General features: G+C 67.3%; 16 protein-coding genes. 6 read left to right on the plus strand and 10 right to left on the minus strand.

Annotated elements, in window-relative coordinates; translation table 11 throughout:
• Positions 1–74: 74 nt before the first annotated feature.
• Positions 75–935 carry a pyridoxal kinase PdxY gene (pdxY, locus tag ACWPN3_RS27640; RefSeq protein WP_492240164.1) on the plus strand — a complete coding sequence of 287 codons (861 nt, stop codon included), beginning with the start codon at positions 75–77 and terminating at the stop codon, positions 933–935.
• 31 nt (positions 936–966) lie between these two features.
• On the opposite strand, the gene ACWPN3_RS27645 is transcribed toward pdxY, so the two are convergent.
• Entirely contained in the window at positions 967–3141 is a 2175-nt protein-coding gene (locus ACWPN3_RS27645; RefSeq protein WP_492240165.1) for an ATP-binding protein, read from the minus strand.
• Between the two features lie 255 nt (positions 3142–3396).
• On the opposite strand from ACWPN3_RS27645, the gene zapE reads away from it, so the two are divergent.
• The 3 genes from zapE (at position 3397) to ACWPN3_RS27660 (ending at position 7292) form a co-directional block, all read left to right on the plus strand.
• Positions 3397–4569, plus strand: coding sequence for a cell division protein ZapE (gene zapE / locus ACWPN3_RS27650; RefSeq protein WP_492240166.1), 1173 nt, complete (start codon positions 3397–3399; stop codon positions 4567–4569).
• A 381-nt stretch (positions 4570–4950) separates the two neighbouring features.
• On the plus strand, positions 4951–6621 hold the full coding sequence (locus ACWPN3_RS27655; protein ID WP_492240167.1) for a methyl-accepting chemotaxis protein: 1671 nt from the start codon (positions 4951–4953) through the stop codon (positions 6619–6621).
• Between the two features lie 209 nt (positions 6622–6830).
• Positions 6831–7292 carry a hypothetical protein gene (locus ACWPN3_RS27660; protein ID WP_492240168.1) on the plus strand — a complete coding sequence of 154 codons (462 nt, stop codon included), beginning with the start codon at positions 6831–6833 and terminating at the stop codon, positions 7290–7292.
• Here ACWPN3_RS27660 and lipA read toward each other — a convergent pair.
• The 7 genes from lipA to ACWPN3_RS27695 all read right to left on the minus strand — a co-directional run bounded on the left by lipA (position 7276) and on the right by ACWPN3_RS27695 (position 14725).
• The gene (gene lipA, locus ACWPN3_RS27665; protein ID WP_492240169.1) at positions 7276–8196 is read right to left on the minus strand and encodes a lipoyl synthase; all 921 of its coding nucleotides are present in this window, start codon (positions 8194–8196) and stop codon (positions 7276–7278) included. The genes ACWPN3_RS27660 and lipA overlap by 17 nt on opposite strands.
• Positions 8196–9326, minus strand: a complete 1131-nt coding sequence (locus tag ACWPN3_RS27670; RefSeq protein WP_492240170.1) for a 2,3-butanediol dehydrogenase — start codon at positions 9324–9326, stop codon at positions 8196–8198. The genes lipA and ACWPN3_RS27670 overlap by 1 nt, the downstream gene beginning before the upstream one ends.
• A gap of 63 nt (positions 9327–9389) precedes the next feature.
• A complete protein-coding gene (locus ACWPN3_RS27675) occupies positions 9390–10175 on the minus strand; it encodes a glucose 1-dehydrogenase (RefSeq protein WP_492240171.1) in 786 nt (261 codons plus the stop codon).
• A gap of 95 nt (positions 10176–10270) precedes the next feature.
• Positions 10271–11395, minus strand: a complete 1125-nt coding sequence (locus ACWPN3_RS27680; protein WP_492240172.1) for an acetoin dehydrogenase dihydrolipoyllysine-residue acetyltransferase subunit — start codon at positions 11393–11395, stop codon at positions 10271–10273.
• 120 nt (positions 11396–11515) lie between these two features.
• Complete coding sequence (locus tag ACWPN3_RS27685; protein WP_492240173.1) at positions 11516–12550, minus strand: alpha-ketoacid dehydrogenase subunit beta; 1035 nt, start codon at positions 12548–12550, stop codon at positions 11516–11518.
• Positions 12551–12617: 67 nt separating this feature from the next.
• Positions 12618–13601: a thiamine pyrophosphate-dependent dehydrogenase E1 component subunit alpha gene (locus ACWPN3_RS27690; protein ID WP_098740309.1), complete on the minus strand. Its 984-nt coding sequence runs from the start codon at positions 13599–13601 to the stop codon at positions 12618–12620.
• 32 nt (positions 13602–13633) lie between these two features.
• Entirely contained in the window at positions 13634–14725 is a 1092-nt protein-coding gene (locus ACWPN3_RS27695; RefSeq protein WP_492240174.1) for an ATP-NAD kinase family protein, read from the minus strand.
• Between the two features lie 332 nt (positions 14726–15057).
• Here ACWPN3_RS27695 and ACWPN3_RS27700 point away from each other — a divergent pair, with 332 nt between their 5' ends.
• The gene (locus ACWPN3_RS27700) at positions 15058–16461 is read left to right on the plus strand and encodes an FAD-linked oxidase C-terminal domain-containing protein (protein ID WP_492240175.1); all 1404 of its coding nucleotides are present in this window, start codon (positions 15058–15060) and stop codon (positions 16459–16461) included.
• Positions 16462–16486: 25 nt separating this feature from the next.
• On the opposite strand, the gene ACWPN3_RS27705 is transcribed toward ACWPN3_RS27700, so the two are convergent.
• Positions 16487–16966 (minus strand): YaiI/YqxD family protein, encoded by a 480-nt coding sequence (locus tag ACWPN3_RS27705; protein ID WP_492240176.1) that lies wholly within the window; start codon positions 16964–16966, stop codon positions 16487–16489.
• Positions 16967–17128: 162 nt separating this feature from the next.
• Here ACWPN3_RS27705 and ettA point away from each other — a divergent pair, with 162 nt between their 5' ends.
• Positions 17129–18805: an energy-dependent translational throttle protein EttA gene (ettA, locus tag ACWPN3_RS27710; protein WP_098740304.1), complete on the plus strand. Its 1677-nt coding sequence runs from the start codon at positions 17129–17131 to the stop codon at positions 18803–18805.
• A gap of 93 nt (positions 18806–18898) precedes the next feature.
• Here the strand turns inward: ettA and ACWPN3_RS27715 are convergent, their stop codons facing one another.
• The gene (locus ACWPN3_RS27715) at positions 18899–20086 is read right to left on the minus strand and encodes a YsnF/AvaK domain-containing protein (protein ID WP_492240177.1); all 1188 of its coding nucleotides are present in this window, start codon (positions 20084–20086) and stop codon (positions 18899–18901) included.
• Between the last annotated feature and the right edge of the window lie 2 nt (positions 20087–20088).

Genomic DNA, 20088 nt, shown 5'->3' on the forward strand with positions numbered 1-20088 from the left:
ATGATGCTCGACCCCGCCGTCACCGCGGAGTCGGCGGCTTTACGCCCGGCGGAGCGTCGCTTACGCTTGCCGCCATGAAAAGCGTCCTCACCATCCAATCGCACGTCGCCTATGGCTATGTCGGCAACCGCGCCGCGGTGTTTCCGCTGCAGCGGCTGGGGATCGACGCCACGGCGGTGAACACCGTCCAGTTCTCCAACCACACCGGCTATGGCGCCTGGACCGGGCAGGTCTTCACGGCGGAGCACATCGCTGACATCGTCGACGGCATCGCCGCCCGCGGCGTGCTGCCGGCGCAGGATGCGGTGCTGTCCGGCTATATGGGCGCCGTCGAGTTGGGGCAGGTCATCGTCGAGACGGCGGCGCGGGTGAAGGCCGCCAATCCCAAGGCGATCTACTGTTGCGATCCGGTGATGGGCGACGTCGGCCGCGGTTTCTTCGTGCGGCCCGGCCTTCCGGAGTTCATCCGCGACCATGCGGTTCCCGCCGCCGACCTGATGACGCCGAACCAGTTCGAGCTGGAATATCTGACCGACCGCAAGGTGGCGACGCTGGACGACGCGCTGGCCGCCACCGCGGCATTGCGGGCGCGCGGGCCACGGCTGGTCCTGGTCACCAGCCTGACCCGCAGCGATGCCGATCCCGACAGCATCGAGATGCTGGTGGACGGCGCCGACGGCGCCTGGCTGGTGTCGACACCGCGCCTGACCTTCGACCCGCCGCCCAACGGGTCGGGCGACGCGGTGGCGGCCCTGTTCCTCGCCCATTACCTGACCGCCTTCGATCCGGCCGATGCGCTGGAGAAGGCGGCGTCGGCGATCTTCGCCATTTTCGAGACGACTCGGCGGATGGGCACGCGCGAGCTTCAGCTGATCGCCGCGCAGGACGATTTCGTCGATCCGTCCCGGCGCTTCTCCGCAACGCGTCTGCGATAACGCGACCGAAGGCCGCCTGCGCAAAACCGCCTCAGGCCGCCGGAACCGGATCGTGGCTGCCGATGCGGCTGGGCTGTTCGATCACCCGCCCGGCCGGCAGCCGCACCGTCATCATGGTGCCGGCACCGGGCGTGCTGCGGCAGGTCAGCGTGCCGCCATGCAGGTCGACGAAATTCTTCGAGATCGACAGGCCCAGCCCGGTGCCCTCGTACCGGCGGTTGGCGGCGTTCTCCGCCTGACGGAAAGGCTGGAACAGGTCGGCCATGAAGTCCGGCGGGATGCCGATCCCGGTGTCGGCAACCGCCAGTGCGAAGCCGCGACCCTGCTCCATCCCGGCCGTTATGGTGATGCTGCCGCCGCCGGGCGTGAATTTCACCGCGTTGGACAGCAGGTTCAGGATCACCTGCTTGAAGGCACGGCGGTCGACCCACAGGGTGGCGATGGCGGCCGTCACCTCGTTGTGGATGGCGACCCCGCCGGAGGCGGCGCGGTCGCGCACCATCATCAGGCATTGGCCGACCGCCTCATGCACCTCCACCGCCTCCTCGCACAGCTCGAACTGGCCGGCTTCCAGCTTCGACATGTCCAGCACGGCGTTGACGATGTCCAGCAGGTGCCGGCCGCTGTCATGGATGTCGGTGATGCAGGACTTCTGCCGCTCGTTGACCGTGCCGAAGAACTCGCTGTCCAGCACCTCGGCGAAGCCGATGATGGCGTTCAGCGGGGTGCGCAGCTCATGGCTCATGTTGGCCAGGAATTCGCTCTTCGCCCGGTTCGCCAGCTCCGCCTGGGTCTTGGAGGCGATCAGTTCCGCCTCCTGCTGCTTGCGGCGAGTCATGTCGCGGATGACGCCGACATAGATCCGCGGTTCGTCCGGACGCGCCGCACCGGTCCCGCCGCCCAGCCGCAGATCGCTGACGGTGAAGCCGACCGGGAAGGCATGGCCGTCACGGCGCAGGGCGGTCAGGTCGCGGTCGTTGGCACCGCCGCGCGCATCGGGGATCAGCGCCTCGATCGGCTGGCCGATCATCTCCCGCTCCGGCACGGCGAACATCATCTCCGCCGCGCGGTTGAAGGTGACGATGCGCCCGGCGGTGTCGAAGGTCACCACCGCATCCAGCATGGACTCGAGGATGCCGCGGATCCGGCGGGAGGCGCGGGCCAGCCGGGCCTGATCCTCGTCCCGCCGGGCATGCTGGCGGACGACGAAGGCGGTCAGCAGGGCGATGGCGATGGTCATCACCATGCCGATGGACGTCCAGGCCGCCGTGTCGCGCCGCCATTCGGCCAGCGCCGCCGCCACCGGCAGGGTCGCGACGATCACGAAGGGATAGCCCTGCACCCGCCGCACGCTGACCAAGCTGTCGGTGTCGCCCCCGGGTCCGGGGACCGCATCGCGGATGGTCGTCTCGTCATGGATGGCAAGCGCGGTCCACACCGCCGGCCAGTCGGTCAGCCGGCCCGGTCCGCCGTGATTTCCACCTGGCCCCTGCGGCCGCTCCAGCAGGATGGTGCCATCCCCCAGCGCCAGGATCACGCTGCCCTTGCGGTCGATATCCCGCGATTCCAGCGTCGCCGCCAGACGTGTCGGATCGACCATGGCGACCAGCACGCCGCGGAAGCCGCCGTCGGTATCCAGCCAGCGCCTGCTGAACGGGATGATCTGCGTGCCGGGCCGCACCCGGCTGGTGATGGCGGCGCTGACATGCAGATCCCGGCCGCCGTCACGCGGCCCGGTGAAATAGGAGCGGTCGGACAACGGCACCGTCGGCAGCGGCAGTTCGGCCGAATGATGCAGGGCGAAGCCGTCGCCGTCGACCACCACCAGATCGGCCAGTTCGGCGAAAGTGTCGCGCCGCTGGCGCAAATGGTCGTGGATCGCCGTGCTGCCGCGGCGGGGGCCGTCGGGAAGCATGTCGAGCGCGAAGGACAGGTCGCGCAGCAGCTGGTCCACCGCGAAGGCCGTCCGCAGCGTCTGCGATTCCAGCATGCGGGCAAGATCGCGGGTCGCGCGCTCACCGGCGTCCAGCGCCTCGCGACGCCCCTGGAGGATGCCGTAGCCGATCAGCGTGTTGACCACCAGGATGAAGGCGAGGCCGGACGCGGTCATCAGGAAGCGCACCGATCCCAGCCGGCCACGCAACGCTCCCGCCAGACCGGCGGTGGAGCGGGGTGGCGGCGGGGAGGCGGACCCGGGAACGGGCATCGGCGTCGTGATTTCCTGTGGCGGTTGCGGCCGGATGGCCCCCCTGTTTAATCGCGCCAGCGCCTTAAAGAAAGTGTAACCGGACGGAAATGCGGGGCTTTGCACTGCGCGCAGATGCCGCGCCGTTCATGCCGCGTGCTTTGAGCGTGGACGCCGCTCTGCCATGCCCTGTTCTCCCTCCCGTCGGCGGTTGCCGTAGCCGGCGCCATCCGTTAGGTAAGGAGCCATCTTGGCAGCCGGATCGCGCATATCCCCATGACCGACGGACCGCTTTCGCTCTACCGCGCCCGCCGCGGCAGCGGCACTCTTCGCCCCGATCCCGACCAGGAACTGGCGGCGGAGAAGTTCCAAAGCCTGTATCAGGCGTTGAAGGGCTATCAGCCGCAGCCCGTCGGAGACGACAAGCCGGCAGGGGGAGGGTGGCTGGAGCGTTTCGGTCTGGGCCGCCGCCGTGCCGCGCCGCCGCCGCCGGATATCGCCTCCACCGCACCGCAGGGGCTGTACATCTACGGCAGCGTCGGCCGCGGCAAGTCGATGCTGATGGACCTGTTCTACGAGACCGCCCCGGTCGACAAGAAGCGGCGCGTCCATTTCCACGAATTCATGCTGGAGATCCACCAGCGCATCCACGACCATCGCCGGTCGGGCAAGGGAAAGCACGATGGCCCGGACGAGGCGCTGCCCGAACTGGCCCGTGCGCTGGCCGACGAGGCGTGGCTGCTCTGTTTCGACGAGTTCCACGTCACCAACATCGTCGACGCGATGATTTTGGGGCGCCTGTTCACCAACCTGTTCGATCTGGGCGTGGTGGTGGTCGCGACCTCCAACTGGCCGCCCGACATGCTGTACAAGGACGGTCTCCAGCGCGAGCTGTTCCTGCCCTTCATCGCCCTGCTGAAGGAGAAGCTGGACATCCTGTCGCTGGACGGCCCGACCGACTACCGGCTGGACCGGCTGAAGGGCGTGCCGATCTACCATCACCCGCTGGGTACGGCCTCGGACGCTGCCCTTGCGAAAGCCTTTTCCGACCTGACCGGCGGTGCGGCGGGCGAGCCTTGCAGCCTCACGGTGCAGGGACGGCGGGTGGAAATCGCGCGTGCCGCCAAATGCGTGGCCTGGGTCGATTTCTGGGATTTGTGCGGCAAGCCGCTGGGGGCGGCCGACTATCTGGCGATCGCCACCCATTTCCACACGGTTCTGATCGACCATGTGCCCACGATGAAGGACGAACTGCGCAACGAGGCCAAGCGCTTCATGACGCTGATCGATGCGCTGTACGAGCACAAGGTCAACGTCGTCATCGCCGCCGAGGGCCCGCCGGAACGCCTTTATCCCGAAGGCACCCACGCCTTCGAGTTCGAGCGCACGGTCAGCCGCCTGATGGAGATGCAGAGCGAGGACTACCTGCAACGGCAGCATTTGACCTGATCGCTGCTCCGGATCGGTTCTCTCGACCGGGGTTCGCCGCCTTGCCCGGTCCTTCCATGGCTGGTCAAGGCGGCTGTATTTCTCTTGCCGATACAAGAGAAGGAATTTCTTTGCGAGAGTAATAAAATATTCTTTTTGATTGTCAGTCAGCTCGTACAATATTTGCGCGAAAATGGCAATATATTGACAAAATCTCGCCATCAAGTTGATGAATTACGCTCTGAAAATAAACATTTCATTATTTAAATAATAAAGTGGTTTACCCCCTATTGATTGGATTGGTGAAAAAACTACCCTAAATCCGAGGGGATGGTTTTGATCCCGCTCGGAATTATCGCTTTTGGGGGGTGGTGGATGTTGGGGTGGTTCGGCAATCAAAAGATGATCGTGAAGATCCTCGCACCGGTGATTCTGCTGCTGGCCTTCATGACGGCGATTGCCGTGACGGCGCTCCAGCGTCTGGAACTGGTTCAGCGGGTCTCGGAATATGCGCTGACCGTCGAGGCGGCGCGGCGTGCGACCATTCTCGACGTCGGCCGACATCTCAATGCGGCGACCGTGGCCGAGAAGAACGCCATCATCGAAAAGAACGTCGATGAAATGCGGCGTTTTTCCGCCATGTTCAACGAAGCGATGGCGCGGACCGACAAGGCCGTCGCCGACCTCGCCCTCACCGCGGACAGCGACATCCGCCGCGAAACCGGCGTGAAGATCAAATCGCTGGTCGACGCCTACCGCCAGAACGCCCTCAAGGTCATCGACCTGACCATTCAGGGCAAGGATGACGAGGCGTTCGCCCTCAGTTCCGGCGAAGGCGCCAAGACGCGCCGCGCGGCGTCTGAACTGATCGACGAGCGGGTCGAAATCAACCGCAAGGGTGTCGAGAAGGCGATACGGGAAGCCAGCGCCGCCACCGAGCAGACGCGGAGCGTCGTCCTGACGCTCTCCATCGCCGGCATCCTGCTGGGGCTGGGGTTGTCGTTGATCGTCGTGGTGCTTCTGATCACCCGTCCGATGACGCGCATCATCACCGCGATGACCCGCGTGTCGCAGGGCGAACTGGATTTCGCCATCGATGGGACGGAGCGCCGCGACGAGGTCGGCTTGCTCGCCCGCACCCTGGATGTCTTCAAAGGCAGCGCGCTCGAAGTCCGGCGCCTGACCGCCGAGCAGGAGGCACAGAAGGCGCGCGCAGAGGCGGAACGCAAGGCGGAGATGCGCCGACTCGCCGACCGGTTCGAGGGCAGCGTCAGCGCCATCGTCCAGAATGTGTCCTCGTCCGCCATCCAGATGCAGGGGGCTGCCGGCAGCCTGTCCTCCAATGCGACCCAGTCGACCGCGCAGGCGACCGCCGTCGCGGCGGCATCGGAACAGTCCAGCGCCAACGTGCAGACGGTCGCCGCGGCAACCGAGGAACTGGCCGCCTCGATCCTGGAGATCGGGCGTCAGGTGTCGAACCAGAGCGCCATTTCGGCAACCGCCGTGCAGGAGGCCGACCGCACCAACGCCAGCATGCAGCTTCTGGTCGAAACCGCCAACCAGATCGGCGCCGTGGTCGATCTCATCAATTCCATCGCTGGCCAGACCAACCTGCTTGCCCTGAACGCCACCATCGAGGCCGCCCGCGCCGGCGAGGCCGGCAAGGGCTTCGCCGTCGTCGCCAGCGAGGTGAAGGCGCTGGCCAGCCAGACGGCGAAGGCCACCGACGAGATCCAGACGAAGGTGAAGCAGATCCAGGGCGCCACCACCGGTGCGCGGGAAGCGGTGGCCGGCATCGCCGGGATCATCGGGCGAATGAGCGAAATCTCGTCGGCCATCGCCGCCGCCATCGAGGAGCAGAATGCGGCGACCTCCGAAATCTCCAACAATGTCGCCCAGGCGGCGCGCGGCAGCGAGCAGGTGTCCACCAACATCGTCGGCGTGACCAGGGCCGCCACCGAAACCGGCGCCGCCGCCGATCAGGTTCTGAGCACCGCCAACGGGCTGGCGAAGGAAGCGGAGCGGTTGAAGGCGGAGGTCGGCAACTTCATCGCCACCGTCCGCGCCGCCTGACCGTACCCGCATCCATCGTCCTCAATCCGCTCGCCGAACCGGACCATCCCATCCGTGGGACTGGGTCGGCAGGCGGATTTTCTTCGTCTCCGGATTGTGGTTGCTTTGCCCTGGCAACCTTTTTTGCGAATCCTACGCCGGAACTGGATGACTCCGTCTGGCTTGGGTGTTCATGCCAGGTAACGTCAATCCAGGGCGGGGCATCCATTATGATGGCGCGTTTCATTGTGTTCGGCTGCCTGCTGGCGGCCGGGTTGGCCGGCTGTACCCCAACTCCGAATTTACAGACGAGGACGACCACATTCATGCCGGCAACCGACGCCGGAAAACGCTGCGTCGCCCAATGCCAGCAGACGAAACAACTGTGCAACGCCGCGGTCGAATTGGGGTACCAGACCTGCATGGCCGAAGGGCTGACCCGTGCGCATGCGGCATATTACGAGTACAAGAAAAATCTTCCCAAAGGTGCGAAGCATGAAAGGCGAATTGGGGACTTTGAAAGTGAAATTCATTGCTACCGATTGAGCAGCTGTTCCCAGGATTACGATGAGTGTTTTGTGAGCTGCGGCGGCCGCATGGAGATGCAGACCTATTGTGTGAGCAATTGCAAACTGATGAAGCCGCCGCAGTCGGATGGGTCCAAGGTGGGGCCGGTCAGGGTGGTGCAATAGCCGCCGCCCGCCGCCGCAGCTCTTCGAAATCGCGGCCGGCATGGTGGGAGGAGCGGGTCAGCGGCGTCGCCGACACCATCAGGAAGCCCTTCGCCCGCGCCACCGTCGCATAGCGCTCGAACTCCTCGGGCGTGACGTGGCGGGCGACCGGGTGATGGGTGGGGGTGGGGCGGAGATACTGGCCGATGGTCAGGAAATCGACGCCCGCCGCACGCAGATCGTCCATCACCTGCAACACCTCCGCCGGCTCCTCGCCCAGCCCGACCATGATGCCGGACTTGGTGAAGATGCCTGGGTCGCGCTCCTTCACCCGCTCCAGCAGGCGGAGCGAGCCGTAATAGCGGGCACCCGGCCGCACCTCGGCATAGAGCCGCGGCACAGTCTCCAGATTGTGGTTGTAGACGTCGGGGCGGGCATCGGCGACCGCCTCCACCGCCCCTGGCTTGTTGCGGAAATCGGGGGTCAGCACCTCCACCGTCGTGGCGGGGGCGGTCTCGCGCAGGCGGCGGATGCAGCGGGCGAAATGCGCGGCACCGCCGTCCGGCAGGTCGTCGCGGTCGACCGAGGTGATGACGACATGGGCAAGGCCCAGCTTGCTCATCGCCTTGGCCAGCCGGTCCGGCTCGTGGGGGTCGAGCGCGTCCGGCCGGCCGGTGGCGACGTTGCAGAAGGCGCAGGCCCGCGTGCACACGCTGCCCAGGATCATCACCGTGGCATGCCGCTTGCTCCAGCACTCGCCGATGTTGGGGCAGGCGGCCTCCTCGCAGACCGTGTTCAGGCCGTGGCGGCGGACGAGCGATTGGGTGTCCTCGAACGCCGCACCGGCGGGGGCGCGGGCGCGGAGCCAGGCCGGCTTCTCGGCCCGGTGTTCCGGGCGGGGTGCATGCAGCGCGGGCAGGGCCATCAGTGGACAAGCTCCGGCTGTTCGGCTGCCGCGGCCACGGCTTGCGGCTGCACGATGATCTTCACGTTGCGGTCCTTGTGGGCGACCAACTCCTCGAAGCCGCCGCTGACGATGTCGCTCAGCGTGATGCGGCCGGTGATCAGCGGCTGCACGTCGATGCGGCCGTCGGCGATGAAGCGGATGACGTCGGCGAACTCGCCATTGTAGGCCAGCGAGCCGATGACCTGCTTCTCGGTGGCGACGATCTCGAAGAAGTTGAAGGCGCTGGGTTCCTCGAAGATGCCGACCAGAACCGTCTTGCCGGCCTTGCGGATGACGTCGATGGCGAGCTTGGCGGTGTCGCGGTGGCCGATACATTCGAACGACACGTCGGCGCCGTACCCGCCGGTCAGTGCCTTCACCTCCGCCACCGCGTCGCACTCCTTGGGATCGAGCACGATGGACGCGCCGACCTCCAGCGCCTTGGCCTTGCGGGCGGCGGACATCTCCAGAACGATGATCCGCCCGGCTCCCGCCGCCTTCGCGCACATGATGGTGCAGAGCCCGATGGTGCCGGCGCCGACCACCACCACCGTCTCGCCGACGATGCTGCCGGCCTTCTTCACCGCATGCATGCCGACCGCCAGCGGTTCGATCAGGGCGCCGGCCTCGGTCGGGAAGCCGTCGGGCAGCTTGTAGAGCAGTTCTGCCGGGACGTTGACCAGACTGGCGAAGGCGCCGTTGTTCATCAGGCCGGTGAAGGCCAGCTTCTCGCAGATGTTGTACATGCCGTGCTTGCAGTAATAGCACTCGCCGCAATGCTGGCAGGCGTCGGCCGCCACCCGGTCGCCGACGCTGAACCCGGTCACGCCCTCGCCGAGCACCGCGATCTCGCCGCTGAACTCGTGGCCGAGGATGCACTGGCCCTTCAGGCCGGTCAGCGGGTGCGGGGTGTCGACCGGGATGAAGACCGGGCCGGCGACATACTCATGCAGGTCGGACCCGCAGATGCCGCACCAATGCACCTTGATCTGCACCCAGCCGGCGGGCGGCGCGCCCGGCAGCGGCACGTCCTCGACCCGGATGTCCTTGCGGCCATGCCAGACGGCGGCCTTCATCGTGGTCGCCAAATCTTTGTTTATGGCATTCATGGTGTTGTCCTCCGGTTTTATCGTTGGGGCGGTTTTATCGTTGTCGGCGAGTGTCTGCTGCGGTCAGGCGAACACCATCCCGCCATCGACCAGCAGGGACTGGCCGGTCATGAAATCGCTGTCGGACGAGGCGAGGAAGCGGGCGACGCCGACCAGATCGTCGGGCCGCGACGGCCGCCCCAGCACGGCGCCGGCGGCGAACATGTCGAAGGCCTCGTTCTCCGACTTGGTGATGCCGGTGTCGCGGAAGCCCTGGTCGATGATCTTCCACATCTCGGTCGCCACCACGCCGGGACAGATGGCGTTGGCGGTGATGCCGTCCTTGCCGAAGCCGCGGGCGGCAGCCTGGGTCAATGCCACCACGGCGAACTTGCTGGCCGAGTAATGGGCCAGCGGCTCGTAGCCCTGCTTGCCGGCGATGGAGGCGGTGTTGACGATCTTGCCGCCGCTGCCCTGTTTGCGGAACGTCTTGATCGCCTCCTGCATGCCGATCAGCACGCCCAGCGCATTGACGTCGTTGACCGTGTGCCAGTCGTCCTCGGTGATGTCGAGGAAGGGCTTGGTCTGGGCGATGCCGGCATTGTTGAAGAGGACATCGAGCCGGCCATGGGCCTTCACCGTCTCGTCGATCATGCGGCGGACGGCGGCGCGGTCGCGGACATCGACGGTGACGGCGATGGCGCTGCCGCCGGCCGTACGGATGGCCTCGGCGACCTGTTGGGCGTCGGCCGCGTTGCGGTCGGCGATGGTCAGCTTGGCACCGTCGGCTGCCAGCGCATGAGCGATGGTGGCGCCGATGCCGCGGCCGGCGCCGGTGACGATGATGCACTTGTCCTTGAGATCGGGCATGAACGGTCTCCTGCCGGCGCGCTGGCGGACAGCCTGCGCGCCGGTGGCGAAGGGTTCGGGAACCGGGGAAAGGGGCGGGAAGGGGGCTGGCCTCCTCAGTCCACCTTGGCGATGTGGTCCTTCAGCAGCGCGTTCACTTTGCCGGCCGCCTCCATCTGCACCATGTGGCCGGCGCCGGGGATGACGGCGACCTGGGCCGTGTTCGCCAGCGCCTGGGCATGGTCGGCGGGGATGACGCGGTCCTCCTCGCCCCACACCACCAGCGTCGGCGTCCTGGCGTCCGCGATGCCGGAGGCGAGCACGCTGGCCTGCCGGCCCTCGGCGAACAGCGAGGCCGACAGCGCCCGAAGCGCCTCGTCCACACCGTCCAGCCGCTTGTACTTCAGGAGGTCGTCAACCATTTGGCGGCTGACAAGGCCACGGTCGGCGAAGAGCGTCTCCAGGACCGGTTTCAGGTCGCGGCGCGATGTCGCACCGACGAAACCCTGGATGTAGCTGTGGTCGATCTGCTCGCCGAGACCGGCCGACGCGATCAGCGACAGCGACGCCACCCGCCCCGGCGCGTCGAGCGCCGTGCGCATCGACACCGCCCCGCCCATCGAATGACCGACGAAATGGGCGCGCTCCACCCCGACCGCATCGAGGAAGCCCAGCACCGCCTTCGACAGGCCGGACAGGCTGGGATCGGCGATCCGCTTGTTCGACTGGCCATGGCCGGGCAGGTCGAGCGCATAGACGGTGGCCTTCTCCGCCAGCGCGTCGATGGTGAACAGCCAGTTGTCGAGATCGCCGCCGAAGCCGTGGACGAGCAGGACGGTCGGCCCGGTCTCGCCCCGCTTGGCGTAGCGGATGGTTCCGGCCGGCGTTTCCGCGGTGTGGTATTGCGGGCCGGCCTCGGCGTCGCCGTCGTCTTCGCTGGCCGGGACGGCATAGGCGCTGATGAAGGCATCGATGTCGTCGTCGGGCACGTCGGGGTCGGCCAGCACGGCGATCAGCGCCTTGACTGGGTAGACTGTGCCGGGCTCGCCCAGCACGCGGCGCAGCACGCCGGTTTCGCCCGCCTCGACCACATTGGTGATCTTGTCGGTCTCGACCTCCAGCAGTTCATCGCCGATGGAGATGGTGGATCCCGGCCGCTTCAGCCAGCCGGTGACCTTGCCTTCCGACATGGACAGGCCCCATTTCGGCATGACGATGGGCTTGATGCGCTCGTTCAACATGGAACTCGGTCTCCTGGGAATGCTTTTTTGCTTGGCGCACACCCCTCCCATCACTCCCGCTGAGGCGGGAATGAGGGGGTGGGGCGGCTCGTGCGTGCTGTGTGGTGTGAGGCCGGTCTGTTACGCCGCGATCCGCGGCGATGCGCCCTTGGGCGACAGGGTGCGCTTCACGGCGCTGGCGATGCTGTCGGCGCTGGGAACGTACAGATCCTCCAGCGAGGGCGCGAAGGGCACCGGGGTGTGCGGGGCGGTGACCATCTGGATGCCGGCCTTCAGCGCCCCGAAGGCGTTCTGGCCGACGAAGGCGGCGATGTCGGTGGCGAGGTTGCAGCGCGGATGCGCCTCGTCCACCACCACCAGCCGGCCGGTGCGCTCCACACTCTCGACGATGGTGTCCCAGTCGATGGGCGACAGGGTGCGCAGGTCGATCACCTCGGCCTCGGTGCCCTCCTTCGCCAGCGTCGCCGCCGCCTCCATCGCGCGGTGGACGGTCAGGCCGTAGCTGACGATGGTCACGTCGTCGCCGTCGCGCAGCACGTTCGCTTCGCCGAAGGGGATGGCGTAGCTCTCGGCCGGAACCTCGCATTCCAGGCCGTAGAGATTCTTGTGCTCGCAGAAGATCACGGGATCGTTGTCGCGGATCGACTGGATCAGCAGGCCCTTGGCGTCATAGGCGTTGCTGGGGCAGACCACCTTCAGACCCGGAATGTGGGTGAACAGCGGGGTGAGCATCTGCGAATGCTGGGCGGCGGCGCGGAAGCCGGCGCCGACCATGCCGCGGATCACCACCGGGGTCTCCGCCTTGCCGCCGAACATGTAGCGGAACTTGGCGGCCTGGTTGAAGATCTGGTCGAAGCAGACGCCCATGAAGTCGAGGAACATCAGCTCGGCCACCGGCCGCAGCCCGCAGGCGGCGGCCCCGACGGCGGCACCGATATAGGCGGATTCCGACAGCGGCGTGTCCATCAGCCGGTCGCCATGCTTGGCGTACAGACCCTTGGTGACGCCCAGCACGCCGCCCCAGGCGTCGTCCTCGCCCTGGGCGCCGGTGCCGCCGACGATGTCCTCGCCCATGACGATGACGGTGGGGTCGCGGCGCATCTCCAGATCCAGGGCCTCGTTGATCGCCTGCTTCATGCTGATCTTGCGGGACATGTGTTTCCTCCGCGCGTTTCGCGTCTCTTGGATTGGGGTTTGGCTCAGTAGGCGACGTAGACGTGGCTCAGTAGGCCACGTAGACGTCGCGCAGCAGGTCTTCCGGCGCCGGCAGCGGGGCGGCCTTGGCGGCGCGCGTGGCGTCCTCGATCAGCGCGTTCACCTCGCGGTCGATGGCCTGCAGCTCGTCGCGGCCGATCACCCCGGCCTCGACCACCCGTTCCGACAGGATGGTCAGGCAATCGCGGGACGCGCGGATCGCCTCCAGCTCGCCCTTGGCGCGGTAGGTCTGGGCGTCGCCCTCGAAATGGCCGTAGAAGCGGACCATGTTGCATTCCAGCAGCGCCGGGCCGCCGCCGTCGCGGGCGCGGCGGATGATCTCGCCGGCTGCCTCGTACACCGCGAAGAAGTCGGTGCCGTCCACCGTGACGCCCGGCATGCCGAAGCCGGTGGCGCGGTCGACGTAGCTGTCGCAGGACACCGCCCACTCCATCGCGGTGGATTCGGCATAGCCGTTGTTCTCCACCACGAAGACCACCGGCAGGTTCCACACCGCGGCGAGGTTCAGGCTCTCCAGGAAGGTGCCCTGGTTGGACGCGCCGTCGCCGACGAAGGTGATGCCGACGCCGCGGTCGCCGCGCACCTTGGCCGCCAGCGCCGCGCCGCAGATCAGCGGTGCCCCGGCGCCGAGGATGCCGTTGGCGCCCATCATGCCCTTGGACAGGTCGGCGATGTGCATCGACCCGCCCTTGCCCCGGCAGGCGCCAGTGCTGCGGCCGTAGATCTCCGCCATCATCGCGTGGACGTCGACGCCCTTGGCGATGCAGTGGCCGTGGCCGCGGTGGGTGGAGGCGATGCGGTCGTTGTCGTTCAGGTGCATCATGATGCCGGTGGCGCAGGCCTCCTCGCCGGCATAGAGGTGGACGAAGCCGGGGATGTCGCCCTTGGCGAAATCGACGTGCAGCCGCTCCTCGAACTCGCGGATCGTCCGCATGGTGCGGTAGGCCTTCAGCAGCTCGTCCTTGCCGAGAGGGAAGGGATTCTGGGCCATGAGGTGTTTTCTCCCTGGAGTGTGTTTGATGTTTAGAAGGCGGCGGCGACGGGCACCGGGGTGCCGGTCAGCAGCCGGTTCTGGCCGGCGTGCCGCATGACCGCGGCGACGTTGACCGTGCGGAAGGCGTCGTCCCTGAGCGTCAGGGACAGACGGTCGCGTTCGGTGAAGGACAGCTCGCGCTCGCCATCCAGCGCGATCGAGCCGGCGGTGACCTCCGGCACGAAGGCCACGCCGGCCGGCATGCGGCGCCAGTCGGTGACGCCGACCCGGGCCATCATTCCCGGCGCGATGGGAGCGTTGAGGGTGGTGATGCCCCTGCGGCAATCGCCGGCGCCATCGCCATTGGGCGACAGCCGCACCATCAGGCCGCCGCTCTCGTCGCGGCCGACGGGTTCCAGCAGGCCGGCGATGGCCGACATGCCGATCACCTCCGGGTCGGCGAAGGTGACGTAGAGTTCGCGGAAATTCTCGGTCCGCCACAGGGCACGGGCGCCGATGTAGCGCTCCGTCACCAGGGCGACATCGACCAGCGCCATCTCGGTGACGGTGGCGCCGGTCGCCCCGCTGTCGAGCGATACGTCGATCCGCTTGTTGGCGGCAAACGCGATGTGCGGCGGCACCCGCCCGGTGACCGCCAGCCCGGTGGCGAGCCCGGTGATCGTCGGCTCGCGATGTTCGGGGAAGGCGTTGTTGGTGCCGGTGGAGATGCCGGCGATGGGCACCGTCCCGCATTCCGCCGCCACCGCCCGATGGGTGCCGTCGCCGCCCAGCACCACCAGAGCCGACACGCCGGCCCGCCTCATCTCCGCGGTGGCGCGGTGGGTGTCGGCGACGGTGCCGGTGACCGGCATGGAGACGGTGTGGAGGGCAGGGTAGATGTCCTGGCCGCCCGAGGCGCCATTCCCCCTGGCCCGCATCAGGCCGCGCTCGACATGGGCACGGATGCCGCCATTCTCCGGCATCATCAGCACGTCGCGGACGCCGCAGGCACGCAGCGCCGCCAGCACACGCAGCAGGATGTTCGCCCGGTCGGCGATCTGCAGGCTGGTGGCGTTGGCGACGACCCGGCGGATATCGCGGGCTGAAACCGGATTGGCGACGATGCCGACGACCGGAGCCAAGATGGCGCCTCCCCCTCGCTGATGCGCGCCGTTGATCGACGCGCGGTTCGAGGGAGTAAGAGCAACCGCCGTGCCAGATGGTCAGTTCAGCGGATTTTCTTGATTTTCAACGGTTGGAGGTGGTGCGGCGGGGTGGGGCGTTGCAACACCTGTTGCACGGACTGTTGCGCCGCCGGTGCAACAGGTGTGGCGCTTCATGCGTGAGATTGGAACCATCCCGCCGCACTCCGGCATTCCACCGTTGCGCAACACCCGTCTTGCCAAGCACTTGTCCGCCGCTCTAGCTTCCTTTGGTCATACCAATGAACCGTCCAGCGGGGAGGACAACACCCATGACCGTCATCGCCACCACCCGGCCGCGTGCGGCCCTGACCGAGGAGGCCCGGGCCGAGCTGTCGGCTCTGCTGGGCGACCGGTTCACCACCTCCCTGCCGGTGCGCGAGCATCACGGCAAGGACGAATCCTATCACACCCCCTTCCCGCCGGACGGCGTCGCCTTCGCCAACTCGACCGAAGAGGTCAGCGCAATCGTCAGGATCTGCGCGAAGCACAAGCTGCCGATCATCCCCTTCGGCACCGGCACCTCGCTGGAGGGCGGCATCGCCGCGCTGGCCGGCGGCATCACCATCGACCTGTCGGGCATGCAGCAGATCCTGCGCGTCAGCCCGGAGGATCTGGACGTGACCGTCCAGGCCGGCGTGACCCGCAAGCAGCTGAACGAGCATCTGCGCGACACCGGCCTGTTCTTCCCCATCGATCCCGGCGCCAACGCCTCGCTGGGCGGCATGTCGGCGACCAGGGCCAGCGGCACCAACGCCGTGCGCTACGGCACCATGCGCGAGAATGTGCTGGGCCTGACCGTGGTGCTGGCCGATGGCCGCGTCATCAAGACCGGCGGGCGGGCGCGCAAGTCGGCGGCCGGCTATGACCTGACCCGGCTGTTCGTCGGCTCCGAAGGCACGCTCGGCATCATCACCGAGGTGACGCTGAAGCTCTACGGCATCCCGGAAGCCATCTCGTCCGCCGTCTGCGCCTTCCCGACCATCAAGGGCGCCGTCGACACGGTGATCCAGACCATCCAGGTCGGCGTGCCGGTCGCCCGCATCGAACTGCTGGACGAGGTGCAGATCGACGCCGTCAACAAATACTCCAAGCTCGACTACGCCGTCGCCCCGACCCTGTTCTTCGAGTTCCACGGCACCGAGGCCGGGGTGAAGGAGCAGGCGGAGATGGTGGCCGCCATCGCCGCCGAGCATGGCGGGATGGAGTTCGCCTGGGCCACCCGGCCGGAGGACCGCTCGAAGCTGTGGCAGGCCCGGCACGACGCCTACTACGCGGCACTCGCCTTGCGTCCGGGGTCGAAGGGCTGGCCGACCGACGTCTGCGTGCCGATCTCGCGGCTTGCCGACTGCATCCTGGAGACCAAGCAGGATCTGGCGGAGTCCAACATGCTGGCCCCGATGGTCGGCCATGTCGGCGACGGCAACTTCCACCTCGTCTATGTCCTCGACCCCGAGAACCCGGCGGAGCTGGCCGAGGCGCAGCGCCTCGCCGACAAGATGGTGACCCGTGCGCTGGAGATGGGTGGCACCTGCACCGGCGAGCACGGCATCGGCTACGGCAAGATGGCCTTCCTGGAACAGGAAACCGGCGAAGCGTTCAACGTCATGGGCGACCTGAAGCGGGCCTTCGATCCGGACAACCTGCTGAATCCGGGCAAGGTGGTGCGGGTGTAAGGGGGCCTCGGCCCCCTCCTTCCCCTCACCGGAACTTCGGCCGCCGCCCCGCCTTCAGCGCCTGCACCGCCTGGTCCAGCGTCTGGAGGAACTGCGACTTGTCGCGCTGGCTCATCGGGGCGTTGCCGCCGCTGACCACGCCCATGTCGCGCAAATCCTGCATCAGCGCGCGGGTCGCCAGTGCCGAACCGACGCTGTCGGGCGTGAAGGGGCGTCCGGTCGGGCCGATCACCACCGCGTCGCGCTTCACGCAGCGGTCGGCCAACTGGATGTCCGCCGTCACCACGACGTCGGTCGGGCCGGCATGCTCGGCGATCCAGTTGTCGGCGGCGTCGAAGCCGTCGCTGACCACGACCAGTTCCGCCATGCACTCCGTCGGCAGGCGCAGCGGCGCGTTGGCGACCAGCCAGACCTTGGAGCCGGTGCGGCCGGCGACCTTGTAGACCTCGGCCTTGACCGGGCAGGCGTCGGCATCGACGTAGATTTCGACCTTGGAACTGACCAATCCTGTTCCTCCCGTCGCCGCCCGGCCCCCGCCGGGTGGCTCAACAAGGTTTCATGCAAGGCCCTTATGCGCTAAAACCAGTCCCTAGCGACAGGGTGCCGTAGAACCATCGGGATGGGGCGGCGCCAATTCTCACATTTTTTCGGAAGGTCGGAGCGGCGCATGGCGTCCTACCAGTATGTCTATGTCATGAAGGGCCTGACCAAGGTCTATCCTGGCGGCAAGAAGGTTCTCGACAACGTCTGGCTCTCGTTCCTGCCGGGTGTGAAGATCGGCGTGCTCGGCGTCAACGGTTCCGGTAAGTCGACCCTGATGAAGATCATGGCCGGGCTGGACAAGGACTACTCCGGCGAGGCCTGGGTGGCCGAGGGCGCCAAGGTCGGTTACCTGCCGCAGGAGCCGCAGCTCGATCCGACCAAAAACGTCCATGAGAACGTCATGGAAGCGTTGGGCGAGACCAAGGCGCTGCTCGACCGCTTCAACGAAGTGTCGAACCTGATGGCCGACCCGGACGCCGACTTCGACGCGCTGCTGGCCGAACAGGGCGAACTGCAGGAGAAGATCGACGCGGCCGACGCCTGGGACATCGACCGCACGGTCGAGATCGCCATGGACGCGCTGCGCTGCCCGCCGGGCGACGCCGACGTGACCAAGCTGTCGGGCGGCGAGAAGCGCCGCATCGCGCTGTGCAAGCTGCTGCTCGAGAAGCCCGACCTGCTGCTGCTCGACGAACCGACCAACCATCTCGACGCCGAATCGGTCGCCTGGCTCCAGAAGCATCTGGAGGACTACAAGGGCACCGTCGTGCTGGTCACCCACGACCGCTACTTCCTCGACAGCGTCACCGGCTGGATCCTCGAACTCGACCGCGGGTCGGGGATTCCGTGGGAAGGCAATTACTCGTCCTGGCTGGAGCAGAAGCAGAAGCGCCTGGAGCAGGAAGGCCGCCAGGAAGAGTCGCGCCAGAAGCAGCTGGCCACCGAACTGGAGTGGATCCGGCAGAGCCCGCGCGCCCGTCAGGCCAAGAGCAAGGCGCGCATCACCGCCTACGAGACCTTGCTGGCCGAAAGCGGCAAGGAACAGTCCGGCGAGACCCGGATCGTCATCCCGGTGCCGCCGCGCCTCGGCAACGTCGTCATCGAGGCGGAGAGCATCGCCAAGGGCTTCGGCGACCGGCTGCTGATCGACGGGCTGTCCTTCCGGCTGCCGCCGGGCGGCATCGTCGGCGTCATCGGCCCGAACGGCGCCGGCAAGACCACGCTGTTCCGCATGATCACCGGGCAGGACGGGCCGGATGCCGGCACCTTCCGCGTCGGCGACACGGTGAAGCTCGGCTATGTCGACCAGAGCCGCGACAGCCTCGACGCCAAGAAGACGGTGTGGGAGGAGATCTCCGACGGGCTGGATCTGGTCGAGCTGGGCAAGAAGACCATGCCCAGCCGCGCCTATGTCTCCAGCTTCAACTTCCGCGGTCCCGACCAGCAGAAGAAGGTCGGGCAGCTGTCGGGCGGTGAGCGCAACCGCGTCCACCTCGCCAAGATGCTGAAGTCCGGCGCCAACGTCCTGCTGCTCGACGAACCGACCAACGATCTCGACGTCGATACGCTGCGGGCGCTGGAAGACGCGTTGCAGAGCTTCGCCGGCTGCGCCGTGGTCATCAGCCACGACCGCTGGTTCCTCGACCGCATCGCCACCCACATCCTGGCCTTCGAGGGCGAAAGCCACGTCGAATGGTTCGAGGGCAACTTCCAGGATTACGAGGTCGACAAGAAGCGCCGCCTGGGCGCCGACGCCGACCAGCCGCACCGCATCAAGTACAAGCCGCTGGTGCGCAGCTGATCCTGGCTGCCGATCCTGGTGGCTGAACGGAAAAGGCCGCCCCCTCCGATTGGAAGGGGCGGCCTTTTCCATATCCGTGAACGGTCAGTCCGGTCAGCGGGTCACATCGTCCGACCGGTCGGTGCGGCGGTCACGCAACTTTTCGTCCCGCGTGTCCTCGATCTCCACCTCGGTGCGGCGGACGGTGTCGCGGACACTCTGGGCGCGTTCCTCGACATCCTTGCGGACCACGACGGTTTCGCGGACATGGGCGGTCTTGCTGACCACCGCTTCCTCGTCGGTCTCCGTCACCTCGATGGTGCGCTCGCGGAAGGCGTCGGCCGGGACCTCGCTGCTGCCCCCGACCAGGCCGCCGGGGCGGCGCTCGACGGTGACGGTCTCGTCACGCAGGCGGACCTGCTCCTCGACCGGCGTCTCGACGACATAGCTGCGGACGCGGACGCCGCCGCGCTCGACGCTGCGCTTGCCGATGTTGACCTGCTCCTCGACGATCGGAATCTGCTCTTCCCGTTCGGCGCTGCCGGTCCGGGTGCTGTCGGCGTTCACGTCGCGCATGGCGGCGGCGGCTCCGGTCAGCCCGGCCGCAGTGCCCGCTGTCGTGCTGCCCATCGTCGTGCTGCCCGTGGTGTCGATGGCGGTGCGGCCCGGCGAGTAGCGTACGCGCTCCTCCTCCGCCGATTGGTCATCGTAGTAAGCGGCGGTTTCGTCGTAGCCGGCCCAGCCGGAGTCGCGGTAGGCGCTGCCGCGTTCCTCGACATCCACCACGTTGCCGCGCTCCAGCACGTCCATGGCGCGGTCGACATCCTCCTCTTCCAGCCGCAGTTTCAGCAACGATCCGCCGCGGCGCACGCCTTCGGCATAGACCTGCGCATCCTGGTTCGGGATGCCCCAGCCGGTCAGCCGGGCCAGCATTCCGCCGGATCCGCTGCCGGTCATGACGCCGCCGGATCCCATCGTGCCCATGCCCGCTCCGGCGCCCAGGCCGCTTTCCATGCTGAGCCCGGTGCCCGGCACCGTGTTGGGCGAGGCGACATAGCCGGTGGACAGGTCGGTGCGGGCCATGCCGCTCGCCGCACCGATGGAGCTGTCGCCGGTCAGGGAGCCGGCGGCGGTGCCGGTGGGGGAGCCGCTCAAGTCCCTGTCGCCCCAGCCGCCGCTGGACAGGTCGCTGTGCGACAGGATTTCGATGACGCTGGACTCGAACCCGGCAGCCTGCAGATCGCGGGATGCGGTTTCCGCGTCGGATCGGTGGTCATAGAGGGCAACGATGGTTTTGGTCATCG

It is taken from the genome of Azospirillum sp. UENF 111221 (assembly GCF_058780625.1).